Annotated in this window: 15 protein-coding genes; 3 read left to right on the top strand and 12 right to left on the bottom strand. The window is 67.7% G+C overall.

Features of this window, described 5'->3' with window-relative positions; all coding sequences use genetic code 11:
- Positions 1-4: 4 nt before the first annotated feature.
- The 12 genes from PQI07_RS35095 to PQI07_RS35150 form a co-directional block, all read right to left on the bottom strand.
- Positions 5-784, bottom strand: coding sequence for an ABC transporter permease (locus tag PQI07_RS35095; RefSeq protein ID WP_043351924.1), 780 nt, complete (start codon positions 782-784; stop codon positions 5-7).
- The gene (locus PQI07_RS35100) at positions 781-1,713 is read right to left on the bottom strand and encodes an ABC transporter ATP-binding protein (protein WP_043351926.1); all 933 of its coding nucleotides are present in this window, start codon (positions 1,711-1,713) and stop codon (positions 781-783) included. Before PQI07_RS35100 ends, PQI07_RS35095 begins: the two co-directional genes overlap by 4 nt.
- Positions 1,714-1,889: 176 nt before the next feature.
- A complete protein-coding gene (locus PQI07_RS35105; protein WP_043351927.1) occupies positions 1,890-2,141 on the bottom strand; it encodes a beta/alpha barrel domain-containing protein in 252 nt (83 codons plus the stop codon).
- 271 nt (positions 2,142-2,412) lie between these two features.
- Positions 2,413-2,724 (bottom strand): hypothetical protein, encoded by a 312-nt coding sequence (locus PQI07_RS35110; protein WP_274929123.1) that lies wholly within the window; start codon positions 2,722-2,724, stop codon positions 2,413-2,415.
- A gap of 299 nt (positions 2,725-3,023) precedes the next feature.
- On the bottom strand, positions 3,024-3,353 hold the full coding sequence (locus PQI07_RS35115) for a hypothetical protein (RefSeq protein WP_075379673.1): 330 nt from the start codon (positions 3,351-3,353) through the stop codon (positions 3,024-3,026).
- 244 nt (positions 3,354-3,597) lie between these two features.
- Positions 3,598-3,981, bottom strand: a complete 384-nt coding sequence (locus PQI07_RS35120) for an SUF system Fe-S cluster assembly protein (RefSeq protein WP_043351932.1) — start codon at positions 3,979-3,981, stop codon at positions 3,598-3,600.
- A gap of 52 nt (positions 3,982-4,033) precedes the next feature.
- A complete protein-coding gene (locus tag PQI07_RS35125; protein ID WP_053609949.1) occupies positions 4,034-5,278 on the bottom strand; it encodes a cysteine desulfurase in 1,245 nt (414 codons plus the stop codon).
- Positions 5,279-5,465: 187 nt separating this feature from the next.
- Positions 5,466-6,788, bottom strand: a complete 1,323-nt coding sequence (locus tag PQI07_RS35130; RefSeq protein WP_043351935.1) for a SufB/SufD family protein — start codon at positions 6,786-6,788, stop codon at positions 5,466-5,468.
- Between the two features lie 3 nt (positions 6,789-6,791).
- Positions 6,792-7,544 carry a Fe-S cluster assembly ATPase SufC gene (sufC, locus tag PQI07_RS35135; RefSeq protein WP_043351937.1) on the bottom strand — a complete coding sequence of 251 codons (753 nt, stop codon included), beginning with the start codon at positions 7,542-7,544 and terminating at the stop codon, positions 6,792-6,794.
- Between the two features lie 15 nt (positions 7,545-7,559).
- Positions 7,560-7,799 (bottom strand): cytoplasmic protein, encoded by a 240-nt coding sequence (locus PQI07_RS35140; RefSeq protein ID WP_274929124.1) that lies wholly within the window; start codon positions 7,797-7,799, stop codon positions 7,560-7,562.
- 25 nt (positions 7,800-7,824) lie between these two features.
- Positions 7,825-9,294, bottom strand: coding sequence for a Fe-S cluster assembly protein SufB (gene sufB, locus PQI07_RS35145; protein ID WP_043351940.1), 1,470 nt, complete (start codon positions 9,292-9,294; stop codon positions 7,825-7,827).
- 68 nt (positions 9,295-9,362) lie between these two features.
- Positions 9,363-10,532, bottom strand: coding sequence for a cysteine desulfurase family protein (locus PQI07_RS35150; RefSeq protein WP_043755812.1), 1,170 nt, complete (start codon positions 10,530-10,532; stop codon positions 9,363-9,365).
- A 273-nt stretch (positions 10,533-10,805) separates the two neighbouring features.
- On the opposite strand from PQI07_RS35150, the gene PQI07_RS35155 reads away from it, so the two are divergent.
- The 3 genes from PQI07_RS35155 (at position 10,806) to PQI07_RS35165 (ending at position 13,286) form a co-directional block, all read left to right on the top strand.
- The gene (locus PQI07_RS35155) at positions 10,806-11,462 is read left to right on the top strand and encodes an alpha/beta hydrolase (protein ID WP_043351944.1); all 657 of its coding nucleotides are present in this window, start codon (positions 10,806-10,808) and stop codon (positions 11,460-11,462) included.
- Between the two features lie 85 nt (positions 11,463-11,547).
- The gene (locus tag PQI07_RS35160; protein WP_043351947.1) at positions 11,548-11,934 is read left to right on the top strand and encodes a response regulator; all 387 of its coding nucleotides are present in this window, start codon (positions 11,548-11,550) and stop codon (positions 11,932-11,934) included.
- A 59-nt stretch (positions 11,935-11,993) separates the two neighbouring features.
- Entirely contained in the window at positions 11,994-13,286 is a 1,293-nt protein-coding gene (locus tag PQI07_RS35165) for an O-acetylhomoserine aminocarboxypropyltransferase/cysteine synthase family protein (protein ID WP_043383831.1), read from the top strand.
- Positions 13,287-13,333: the final 47 nt, after the last annotated feature.

The raw sequence follows: 13,333 nt of genomic DNA on the forward strand, positions 1-13,333 counted from the left end.
AGCCTCAGCTCTTCAGCCGGTAGCCCGTCCGGAAGATGTAGGTGACGAGGCCGAGGCAGATCACCAGGAACAGAGCGGTCATGCCGAGGCTGATCGCGATGTTCACGTCCGCCTTGCCGAAGAACGCCCAGCGGAAACCGCTGATCAGGTACACGACCGGGTTGAGCAGGCTCACCGCGTGCCAGAAGGGCGGCAGCATGGAGATCGCGTAGAAGCTGCCGCCCAGGAAGGTGAGCGGGGTCACGACGAGGAGCGGCACCAGCTGCAGCTTCTCGAAGCCGTCCGCCCACAGGCCGATGACGAAGCCGAACAGGCTGAAGGTCACCGCGGTGAGGAGCAGGAAGCCCAGCATCCAGAGCGGGTGATCGATCCGCAGCGGCACGAACAGGGCCGACGTCGCCAGGATGATCAGCCCGATCAGGATCGATTTGGAGGCCGCCGCGCCGACGAAGCCCAGCACCACCTCGAGCGGCGAGATCGGCGCCGACAGGATCTCGTAGATCGTACCGGCGAAGCGCGGGAAGTAGATGCCGAAGGAGGCGTTCGAGATGCTCTGCGTGAGCAGCGAGAGCATGATCAGGCCGGGCACGATGAACAGCCCGTAGGGCACGCCGTCGACCGCCGAGACCCGGGAGCCGATCGCGGCGCCGAACACCACGAAGTACAGGGTGGTCGAGATGACCGGAGCCAGGATGCTCTGCCCGGCGGTGCGCCAGAAGCGGCCCATCTCGAACCGGTAGATGGCCCGGACCGCCGGCCAGTTCAGGGTGAACGCCGCGCTCATGCCTGTGCCCTCTCCTCGCGCACGAGGCCCACGAAGATGTCCTCCAGCGAACTCTGTTCGGTGTGAAGGTCCTTGAAGCGGATTCCCGCCGCCGCCAGGCCGGTGAGAAGCCCCGTGATGCCGGTCCGCTCGGCGCGGGTGTCATAGGTATAGACCAGCTCGCTCCCCTCCCCCGAGAGCGCCAGGCCGTAATCGGCGAGTTCCGGCGGCACCGCGGTGATCGGCTGCTGGAGATGCAGGGTCAGCCGCTTGCGCCCGAGCTTGTGCATCAGCGCGGCCTTCTCCTCGACCAGAATGATCTCGCCCCGGCGGATCACGCCGATGCGGTCGGCCATTTCCTCGGCCTCTTCGATGTAATGGGTGGTGAGAATGACGGTGACGCCCTGCTGGCGCAGGTCGCGCACGAGGCGCCACATATCCTGGCGCAGCTCCACGTCGACGCCTGCGGTGGGCTCGTCGAGGAACAGCACCCGGGGCTCGTGCGACAGCGCCTTGGCGATGAGCACCCGCCGCTTCATCCCGCCCGACAGGGTCATCAGCCGGCTGTCGCGCTTGTCCCAGAGGGACAGCGCGCGCAGGATCCGCTCGATATGCCCGGCATCGGGCTTCATCCCGAACAGGCCGCGGGAGAAGCTCACGGTGTTCAGCACCGTCTCGAAGGCGTCGGTGGTCAGTTCCTGCGGCACGAGGCCAATCGCCCGGCGCGCGGCGCGGTAATCCGCCACGATGTCGTGGCCGTCGACCAGAACGCTTCCCGAACTGGCGGTGACGATGCCGCAGACGATGTTGATGAGCGTCGACTTGCCGGCACCGTTTGGACCCAGCAACGCGAAGATCTCCCCCCGCTCGATGGCGAGGTCGATGTCGCGCAGGGCGGTGAAGCCGGACGTGTAGGTCTTCGACAGCTTCGAGATGGAGATGATCGGCATCGGGGCCTGGAACGAGCTGGGGCATGCGCGGTGCCGGCAGCCATGAGGCCGGCACCGGAAACGCGGTGGGCCGACCGATCGGACCGTCTTCGGTAGCGGGCGCCCCTATAGCACGCGGCAATCACGGTGCTGACAGACCCCGTGTGTGCCACCGCACCGCGAGGACGCCGCGTCCCTCACGTGCGGCCGTAGCGCTCCGCCAGCGCCACGCACTCCTTCCGGAGATCCGGGTCCTCGATGCGCGAGAAGGCCGTCAGCAGCGCGGCACATTCCGCGGCGCTCGGGCCGCGGGTTCCCCCGGAGGCTGGCGGCCTCCGGAATGTGGATTCCGGAACGTTCAACATGCGGGCGATGTCTCGAAGCAGCTTGTCCCGCTCACGAGCCGACTGGGCCGCGCCGTCGAGATCGAATCCGCCCGCGTCCGTCATGATCTCTTCGAAACCAATCCTTCAGCCGAGCGCGAATGCACGGGGTCCCACACACGCGCCGTTCGCGCGGCGCGGCTCTACCATTCACACTCTCGCGGCGGGTGCAACCTACCGTTATGGCTCTGCCTCGGAAGAGGGCTGCGACTTAAGGCCGGATGGCTGGCGCGTAGAGGCAGATCGGTGGGCCTGCCTCCGGATTCGGCAAGCGTGAAGCAACCTCCACGCTGGAATATCGTCAAAAAATACAACTATAGGTGGCGGCAATGCCGCCCTAGGCCGCGTGGCGCAGGGCGAACAGCGCGGCCAATCCCAGGATCGTCGCACCGCCGAGAAATCGACGCCAGGGATTCACGCCGCGCAGCAGCTTATCGGCAGCCCACCAAGCCAGCGCAAGATCTGCCCCAAGGGACAGCCAGGATGCGAGCGGCCCGTGCTCCTGCGCCGACCAAGCGGCCAGACTGAAGCCAGCAAACAGCCAGAGCGGCAGATTGGGCCACTGGGCCACCGTCATGGCGCCGGTGTTCCTGTCGCGGAACAGCCAATCGAGCGCCCGCCGGACGGTCGTGGGCGGTGATGGGGCCATGGCTCGAACCTTCCTGCTGCCAGCAGGTGCGTAGCGCCGCATCGGATCGGACCAAGATGAACCGCCGCCTGCGGATCCCGAATTAACGCAGCGGTAACGTTAGTAAACAGAAACCGTCGGTAAATCCCTAACGGAACCTGAAAGGACTCGCGAGAATCCCACGCTTTGGATGATGATCGGACATCGCAGCGGCGGCCCGTCAGCCGAACAACGAGGATCGATCATGAGCGCGCGCCTGGAAGATCTGAAGTTCATGCTGACGCTCAGCGCCGTCGTTCTCTTCGGCAGCGGCCTCGACATCATCCTGCGCTGATTGCACCGGTCAGGTGGGGCGGCAGGGCCGGGCCGCCGCGCACGATGGCGCGTCCGAGCGCCGAGCGGGCTGCCGAAGGGCGGCCCTGCAATCCGCTGCCACGGCCCGGTGTGAACGGGACGGCGACCGCGTGCGACGCGAAGTCCACGCGGCGGAGCGTTCCGGCGGTGGCGGACGGGATCTGCCCGGAGCGGAGAAAGCTCCGCAATTCGGCGGCCTTCGCCTGGCGTTCCGTCCGTATCCGGAGCACCGCGATCACGAGGCCGACCAGCCCGGCCGCCTCCAGGAACGCCGCGACCACGTAGCCCGAAGCCATCCGTTTCCACCAACCGTATCGAGGGAGTTGCCGCTGTTGCTGCGGCCGTCTCCGCTCTGCGCCGCGATGGTTAGCGAGACCTTAACGGCTACGTAGATCGCCGCAGGTCCGCCGGTGCCGTCCATTCCTTCGCAACGCCAACGCTTCGGCTTATGCCCTTGTCGCAGCAGCGAAACTCAAGCGCGGTCACGCGCCTCGCGGCACGCGCCATGCGTGTTCAGGAGCCTGTGAACGCCGGTCCGCCCTACCACATGTCGAGGGCGACGCGCGCCTCGTCCGACATGCGGCTCTGATCCCACGGCGGATCGAACACCATGGTCACCGAACAGGACTGGACGCCCGGCACGGCGCTCACCGCGTTCTCCACCCAGCCCGGCATCTCACCGGCCACCGGGCAGCCCGGGGCGGTCAGCGTCATGTCGATGGCGACCTTCCGATCGTCGCCGATATCGACCTTGTAGATCAGGCCGAGTTCGTAGATGTCGGCCGGAATCTCGGGATCGTAGACGGTCTTCAGGGCCGCGACGATGTCGTCGGTCAGGCGATCGAGTTCCGCCTGCGGGATCGCGGAATCGCCTTCGACGGCGGGGGCGTTCATGCCCCCCGTGATGGTGGCGTCGGTGGTCATCGCTTCACTCTCCCCGGACCCGCGCGGACGGGACCAGCCTCGGATCCAGATATCAGGTAAACAGCATCTCCGCCCTGCCGAGGGCTTCGGCAAGGGCATCGATCTCGGCGGTCGTGTTGTAGAGCCCGAAGGACGCGCGGCAGGTCGACGTCACGCCGAACCGCTGGAGCAGCGGCATGGCGCAGTGGGTCCCGGCCCGGACCGCCACGCCCTGGCGGTCGATGACCGTGGCGATGTCGTGGGCATGAGCGCCCTTCATCTCGAAGGCGATCACACCGCCCTTGCCGGCCGCCGTGCCGATCAGGCGCAGGGCGTTCATCGCGCCGAGCCGCTCCTGCGCGTAAGCCGTCAGCTTCGCCTCGTGGGCGGCGATCGCGTCGCGTCCCAGCGTCATCATGTATTCCAGCGCCGCGCCGAGGCCGACAGCCTCGATGATGGCCGGGGTGCCCGCCTCGAATTTGTGCGGCGGTTCGTTGTAGGTGACCGCGTCCTCGCTCACCGTCCGGATCATCTCGCCGCCGCCCTGGTAGGGCGGCAGGCGCTCCAGCCATTCCTTCTTGCCGTAGAGCACGCCGATCCCGGTCGGCCCGTAAACCTTGTGGCCGGTGAAGACGAAGAAGTCGCAATCGAGCGCCTGCACGTCGACGGGCTGATGGACCGCGCTCTGTGCGCCGTCGAGCAGGACCGGGACGCCGTGGGCGTGGGCGATACGCACGATCTCCGCGGCGGGCGTCACCGTGCCCAGCACGTTCGACATGTGGGTGATCGCCACCATCTTGGTGCGGGGCGAGAACAGCTTCTCGTATTCCTCCACCAGGAAGTTGCCCTGGTCGTCCACCGGTGCCCACTTGATCACGGCGCCCCGGCGCTCGCGCAGGAAGTGCCAGGGCACGATGTTGGAGTGGTGCTCCATGATCGAGAGGATGATCTCGTCCCCCTCCCCGATCAGGCCGGCCCAGCCCATCGACGAGGCCACGAGGTTGTAGGCCTCGGTGGCGTTGCGGGTGAAGATGATCTCGTCCGTGGAGGCGGCGTTGAGGAACTGCCGCGTGGTCTCACGGGCGCCCTCGAAGCCCTCCGTGGCGGCGTTCGCCATGTAGTGCAGGCCGCGGTGGACGTTGGCGTAGCCAGTCTCCATGCAGGAGACCATCGCGTCGATCACCTGACGGGGCTTCTGCGCCGAAGCGGCGTTGTCGAGGTAGACCAGCTTCTTGCCGTAGACCTGCTGGCCTAGGATCGGGAAATCCTTGCGGATCGCCTCGACGTCGTAGGCGGGGGTGAGGACGGGTGCGTTCATCGCTTCTCACTCACTGAGCGCCCACCCTTCGAAGAGGACGGGCCCCCTCCCCCATGCGGGGAGGGGTAAGGGGGCGGGCGGGTCATGAGGCGCCGCCGAGATTCGACCGGCGCCGCTCCCACCTCGGGCTCCTCCCCGCACGGGGGAGGAGAGCGCATCGCGTGCGGGACGGAGCGGGTTGCGGACGCTACACCCGTGCCTTCAGCCAGGCCTCGATCTCGCCGACCAGCGCCGCGCGGGCGCCCTCGTGCGTGACCGCTTCCACCGCCTCGCCCACGAAGGCCTGCACGAGCAGGCTCTCGGCGATCGCGCGCGGCAGGCCGCGGGCCATCAGGTAGAATAGCAGATCGTCGTCCGGCGCACCGCAGGTGGCCCCGTGGCCGCAGGCGACGTCGTCGGCGAAGATCTCCAGCTCCGGCTTGTTCATCATCTGCCCCTCGTCCGTGAGGAGGAGGCAGTCGGACTTCATCTTGCCGTCGGTCTTCTGGGCGGCCTGACGGACGATGATCTTGCCCTGGAACACGCCGGTGGCGTCACCGTCGATGATCCACTTGAACTGCTCGCGGCCGACACCGCCCACGGCGGCATGGTCGGCGAGCAGCGTCGAGTCGGCGAGCTGTCCCCTGCGCAGCATGGCCGCGCCGTTGACGACCACGTTCGTGTCCTCGCCCGCGATGTGGACGAAGATCTGGTGGCGCGACAGCACCGCTCCGGTCACGAGGTTCACGGTTTCCACCTGCCCCTCGGCCTCGACCTTCAACGACAGGGTCGAAAGCGCGATGGTGGCATCGCCCTCGATGTTCAGGCGGGTGTGCCGGAAGGCAGCCTTCGGGCCGACCACCACGTCGAGGGCGTCGTTCGGCTGGCAGGTGAGGCCGTCCGTTCCCTCATGGCTCTCCAGTAGGCTGAACTCCGCGCCCTCGCCCAGCTGGACGAGCACGCGGGTCGCCGTGGAGAACGGCGCGTCGCCGGTGCCCACGAAGCGGAGATGCAGCGGCCGCACCGGCTTCGCACCGGCAGCGACCGTGATCACCGCGCCATCGGCCAGGAAGGCGGTGTTGAGTTGGTAGACCGGGTTCTCCCGGGCCTGTGCGACCGGGGCGAGCTGCTTCAGGCCTGCATGGCCCTGGGCGAGGGCCTCCGACATCGGCACGACCGTGACACCCTCGGGGATCGCATCGAGATCCGACAGTTCGCCGATGAGGTGCCCGTTCACGAAGGTCAGGCGCGCGGCCTCGATGCCGGAGAAGCCCTTCGCCTGCGCGACGGCCGCCTTGGCGACCTCGAGGCTCGGCGCATCGGCCGGCGGTGCGGCCTCGGTGATGGCGGCGCGCAGATCCGTGTACTTGAAGGCCTCGACCCGGCGGCTGGGCAAGCCGGTCGCCTCGAAGAAGCGGAACGCCTCCTCGCGGGCGATCGCCGTCTCGCTGGCGAAGCTCTGGCGGGCCGATTCGAACAGCTTCGACAGGCCGGCCTCGGCGGGGGAGCGGAGGTTGGTGACGCCGGCCATGGTTCAGGCCGCCTCGTTGGTGCGATACTCGGCGTAGCCGGAGGCCTCGAGTTCGAGGGCGAGCTCCTTGCCGCCGGTCTTCACGATCTGACCCTTCGACATGACGTGCACGGTGTCGGGCACGATGTGGTTGAGCAGCCGCTGGTAGTGGGTGATGACCAGGAACGAGCGGTTCTTGTCGCGCAGCGCGTTCACGCCCTCGGACACGATGCGCAGGGCGTCGATGTCGAGGCCGGAATCGGTCTCGTCGAGCACGCAGAACTTCGGCTGCAGCAGCGCCATCTGGAGGATCTCCATGCGCTTCTTCTCGCCGCCGGAGAAACCGACGTTGAGGGCGCGCTTGAGCATCTCCTTGTTGATCTCGAGCTTGTCGGCGGCGCCGTTCACCGCCCGGATGAAGTCGGGGGTCGACAGCTCCGCCTCGCCGCGCGCCTTGCGCTGCGCGTTGAGGCAGGCCTTGAGGAAGGTCATGGTGCCGACGCCGGGGATCTCCAGCGGGTACTGGAAGGCCAGGAAGATACCGGCCGCGGCGCGCTCGTCGGCGGCCATCTCCAGCACGTTCTGCCCGTCGAGCAGGATCTCACCGTCGAGGACCTCGTAGTCCTCCTTGCCGGCGATGACGTACGACAGGGTCGACTTGCCCGAGCCGTTCGGCCCCATGATCGCCGCGACCTCGCCGTCGTTCACGGTCAGGTTCAGGCCGTTCAGGATGCGGTTGTCCTCGATCTGCACGACGAGGTTCTTGATTTCCAGCATGTCAGTCCAAGTCCTTCATAACCATTCGTCCCGCATCGCCCGCAGGAACGCGAGGATCCCGGCCGGGTAGCCGGAGAGATCGCCGATCACCGCGTCGATGCCGCACCGGGGACAGAGGGCGGTGCCATCATCGGCGATCCACCCCGCGATCTCGTCCGGCGCGAAAACCTCGAGGCAGAAGAAGCATCCGCACAGGACGCTGCTCCTGACCTCGTCGGCGTGCCGCGCGCTGTGCCGATGCGCGGCCCGCAGCACGTCGTCGTCGAAACCGCCCAGGCGGTCAGCCCACCGAGCCTTCCAGGCTGATCGAGATCAGCTTCTGCGCCTCGACGGCGAACTCCATGGGCAGCTGCTGCAGCACGTCCCGGACGAAGCCGTTGACGATGAGTGCGGTCGCCTCCTCCTCGGAGAGGCCGCGCTGCTGACAGTAGAACTTCTGGTCCTCGGAGATCTTCGAGGTTGTCGCCTCGTGTTCGAACACCGCCGAGGCGTTCTTCGACTCGATATAGGGCACGGTGTGCGCGCCGCACTGGTCGCCGATCAGCAGGGAGTCGCAGTTCGTGAAGTTCCGGGCGTTGGAAGCCTTCCTGTGGGCCGAGACGAGCCCCCGGTAGGTGTTCTGCGACCGACCCGCCGAGATGCCCTTCGAGATGATCCGGCTCGTCGTGTTCTTGCCGAGATGGATCATCTTGGTGCCGGAATCGACCTGCTGCATGCCGTTCGACACCGCGATCGAGTAGAACTCGCCGCGGGAATCGTCGCCGCGCAGGATGCAGGACGGGTACTTCCACGTGATCGCCGAGCCGGTCTCGACCTGCGTCCACGAGATCTTCGAGCGGGCGCCACGGCAATCGCCGCGCTTGGTCACGAAGTTGTAGATGCCGCCCTTGCCCTCGTTGTCGCCCGGATACCAGTTCTGGACCGTTGAGTACTTGATCTCGGCATCGTCGAGGGCGACGAGCTCGACCACCGCGGCGTGGAGCTGGTTGTCGTCGCGCTTCGGGGCGGTGCAGCCCTCGAGATACGAGACGTAGGAGCCCTTGTCGGCGATGATCAGCGTGCGCTCGAACTGGCCGGTGTCGCGCTCGTTGATGCGGAAATAGGTCGACAGCTCCATCGGGCAGCGCACGCCCGGCGGAATGTAGACGAACGACCCGTCCGAGAACACGGCCGAGTTGAGCGTGGCGAAGAAGTTGTCGGTCACCGGCACGACCGAGCCGAGGTACTTCTTCACCAGCTCGGGATGCTCGCGCACGGCCTCGGAGATCGGCATGAAGATCACGCCGGCCTTCTCCAGCTCCTTCTTGAAGGTGGTGGCCACCGAGACCGAGTCGAACACGGCGTCGACCGCGACGCGGCGCTCCGGCGCGATGCCCTCCAGCACCTCGACCTCGCGGAGCGGGATGCCGAGCTTCTCGTAGGTCTTCAGGATCTCAGGATCGATCTCGTCGAGCGACATCGCCGCCGGACGCTTGGGCGCCGCATAGTAGTAGATGTCGTTGTAATCGACCTTGTCGTAGGAGACCCGCGCCCACTCCGGCTCCTTCATGGTCAGCCAGCGCTTGTAGGCGTCGAGGCGCCACTCCAGCAGCCACGCGGGCTCGTTCTTCTTGGCCGAGATGAAGCGCACGACGTCCTCGGAGATGCCCTTCGCGGACTTCTCCATCTCGATGGTGGTCTCAAACCCGTACTTGTACTGGTCGAGGTCGATCGAGCGGACCCGGTCGATGGTTTCCTGCACGGCAGGCATCAGCGTCTCCTGGGCATCTCCGGCGTCAAGGGCCGGGAAGCGTCTGTCGGATAGCGGGGGCGCGGCCCTCAGGCCGCCTGTCCTCGCCGTCTATATAGGGGCTGCAAGGCCCGTTCGAAGGCGTCGAGGAAGCATGCCACCTCCTCGTCCACCGTGTTCCAGCCGAGGCTGACGCGCAGCGCCCCCCCGGCGAGGTCAGGACCGACGCCCATCGCGGCGAGCGTCGCCGAGCGCGCGACCTTGCCCGAAGAGCAGGCCGAGCCCGACGACACCGCCACGCCGGCGAGGTCGAGGGCGATCAGGGCCGAGGGCGCATCGAGGCCCGGGACCGAGAAGCTGAGGGTGTTGGGCAGGCGCTGGGCCCCGGCGGCGAACACCACCGCGTCGGGCGCCAGGGCCCGGATGCCAGCCTCGATCCGGTCGCGCAGCGCCCCGAGGCGCGCGCTCTCCCGGTCGAGCGACTCGCGGGCGATCCGCGCGGCCTCGCCCATGCCGACGATGGCCGGCAGGCACTCGGTGCCGCAGCGCTGCCGGCGCTCCTGCCCGCCACCCCGCATAAAGGCGGTCTCCAGGGTGACCCCGTCGGCCAGCACCAGCGCGCCGACACCCTTCGGCGCCGCGAACTTGTGGCCCGACAGGGTCAGTGCGTCGAGGCCGAGGCCGGCCATGTCGAGGGGGACCTTCCCGGCCGCCTGCACCGCGTCGCTGTGGACCATGGTCCGGCCGTGCTCGCGAGCCAACCCGACGATGTCGGCCAGCGGCTGCACGGCGCCGGTCTCGTTGTTGGCGGCATGGACTGAGACGAGCACGGACTCGTCGGACAGCGCGGCGAGCCGTGTCCCCAGGGCGGCGAGGTCGACCACGCCGTCGGCCGTGACCGGCAACGCCTCCGCGGCCGTTTCCGGGAACCGGTGACCCGCCGCGACGCAGGGGTGCTCCGTCGCCGAGTAGAGGAGCCGGGTCGGAGCCGGCGTGCTGCGGCGACGCAGGGCGCCCGACAGGGCGGCGTTGGCGGCTTCGGTGCCGCCGCTGGTGAAGACGACCTGTTCGGGCCGCGCCGTCACCAGGGCCGCGACTTCGGCGCGGGCCGCTTCAAGAGCGGCCCGGGCGGCCCGACCCTCCGCGTGGATCGAGGACGGGTTACCGGGGAGCATCAGCGCGCGCGCCACCGCCTCGGCGACGGCCGGACGGACCGGAGCTGTCGCATTGTAGTCGAGATAGGCGCGTCCCCGGCTCATCCGCGTTCCGTTAAGTCCTCTGCTGCGGCGCGTCACAATTCCTTGCCCGCGCACCGGCTCGCCGTGCTAAGGCGCGCCGAGAGAATGAGATCCCGCCGCCCCAATCCGGTCGGCGTGGCAGCCGGCGCGAAGCTTCAGGCGGCTTCTTTAGAATAGTTCTAATCATCTAGAACCATTCTAAGACTGCTTTTATGGGGCGCGCGCGACGAGTCAAGGCTGCCGCGTCGCCGTGCCGATCGCCCGGCGGGCGATCTCGAGAGTGAGAGACGAGCGATGCCCGAAGTCATCTTCACCGGCCCGGCCGGCCGCCTGGAAGGCCGTTATCAAGCCCCCAAGAAGCGCGGTGCGCCGATCGCCATTATCCTGCACCCGCACCCCCAGTTCGGGGGTACGATGAACAATCAAATTGTGTACAACCTTTTTTACACCTTCGCCAATCGCGGTTTCGCAGCCCTGCGTTTCAATTTCCGCGGGGTCGGCCGCAGCCAGGGTTCCTTCGATCACGGCTCGGGCGAATTGTCGGATGCCGCCGCCGCCCTCGACTGGGTGCAGTCGGTCAACCCCGAGGCGAAGTCCTGCTGGATCGCCGGCGTGTCGTTCGGCTCGTGGATCGGCATGCAACTCCTGATGCGCCGCCCCGAGATCGAGGGCTTCATCTCCATCGCCGCGATGGCGAACCGCTACGACTTCACCTTCCTGGCCCCCTGCCCCTCCTCCGGCCTGTTCGTGCACGGCTCCGAGGACCGGGTGGCGCCCGCCCGCGAGGTCATGCCGGTGATCGAGAAGGTGAAGACCCAGAAGGGCGTCATCATCGAGCACCAGATGGTCGATGGCGCGAACCACTTCTTCGACGGCAAGGTCGAGGAACTGACACAGACGGTGGACACCTATCTCGACAAGCGCCTGGGCAAGCGCGAGGAGGCGGCCTGACCGAACCGGTCCCGCGCCTTGACGGGGGGAGCCCCGGAGGAATAGGGCGCGGACTTCGGAATTGAGACTCACCTTCGCAGGTCTGATGTCAGATAGCCCGTCCGATCAACCCGTGGTGCTCCTGGTGGAGGATGACGGCCTCCTGCTGATGGAGGCCTCTGACACCCTTGCGGATGCGGGCTTCACCGTCGTCGAGGCGACGCACGCCGACAAGGCGCTGAAGGTCCTGGAGAACCGTGACGATGTCGGCGTCCTGATGACCGACGTCGACATGCCGCAGGGCTCGATGGACGGTTTCGCCCTCGCCCGCCTCGTGGCGTATCGCTGGCCGTCGATCCCCGTTCTTGTGGTGTCGGGCATGGGCACGCCCGGTCCCAACGACATGCCGGAGGGCGCTCGGTTCATTCCGAAGCCCTACGAGCCGACCACCCTGGTCCGAACCCTGCAGGCCTTCCTCCGCCGCGCGGCGTGACGCACGGATCCGCTCGGGCTGACGCCCCGGTCCGGGCATCGAACACCCGACCGAGAGCCATGACGGATCAGAACCGACCGCACCGTTTCGCGACCCGGGCCATCCATGCCGGCGCGGCGCCGGACCCCGCCACGGGCGCGCGGGTCCAGCCGATCTACTTCACCAACGGCTTCGTGTTCGACTCGACCGAGCAGGCGGCGGACATCTTCGCCGGCCGGCGGACAGGCTTCTCGTATTCCCGCGGCTCGAACCCCACCGTCGCCGCGCTGGAACGTCGCATCGCCGATCTCGAGGGCGCGAAGGCCGGCGTGGCGGTGTCTTCAGGACAGTCCGCCATGCAGCTGGTCCTGATGACGCTGATGAAGAGCGGCGACGCCTATGTCGCCTCGCCACGCCTGTTCGGCGGGTCACTCGGTCTGATGCGCCGCCTCGATGGGCGCTACGACCTGAAGCCCCGCTTCGCACGCGGCATGGCCCCGGAGGATTTCGAGGCGGCCATCACCCCGGACTGCCGGGCCATCTTCTGCGAATCGATCGTGAATCCCTGCGCGTCGGTGGTGGACCTCGATGGGATCGCCGCGGTGGCGCGGCGCCACAATCTCCCGCTCGTCGTGGACAATACCCTGGCCTCGCCGGCCCTGATCCGACCGATCGAGCACGGCGCCGACATCGTCTGGCACTCGACCTCGAAGTTCCTGAGCGGCTCCGGCCAGACCATCGGCGGCGTGATCTGCGACGCCGGCCGCTTCGACTGGGAAAAGGCCGGCGGCTACAACCTGATCACCGAGCCCTGGCCGGACTATGACGGCCTCGTCCTGACCAAGGCCTTCCCCGAAACTCCGTTCGCGGCCGCCTGCCGGTTCTTCGGCCTGCGCGACCTCGGGCCCGGCCTGTCGCCGATGAACGCGTTCCTGACGCTCATGGGCATCGAGACCCTGCCGTTGCGCATGGAGCGGCATTGCGCCAATGCGCGGGCGGTCGCGGCCTTCCTCAAGGACCATCCGGCGGTGGATTGGGTGAGCTATCCGATGCTGCCGGGACAGCCCGGGGAGGACCTCGCCCGGCGCTACACGCCGAACGGGCCGGGCTCGATCTTTACCTTCGCCCTGAAGGGCGGCGAGCCAGCGGCCCTGACGTTCATCGCCGCCCTGGAGCTGATCTCGCACCTCGTGAACATCGGCGAGATCAAGTCGCTGGCGATCCACCCGTCCTCGACCACCCACCGGCAGTTGCCGGAACACGAGAAGGCCGCCGCGCAGGTCGGGCCCGAAACCGTTCGCCTCTCCATCGGATTGGAGGACGAGGCCGACCTGATCGCCGATCTCACGCAGGCCTTGGACCGGCTCGGCTGAGCGAGACGCTCGCGTCCGAGGGGCGTGCGGCCCCTCTCCTCATCCGC

The organism is Methylobacterium sp. 092160098-2, assembly GCF_028920805.1.
In the GTDB taxonomy this organism is placed as follows: Bacteria; Pseudomonadota; Alphaproteobacteria; order Rhizobiales; family Beijerinckiaceae; genus Methylobacterium; species Methylobacterium fujisawaense.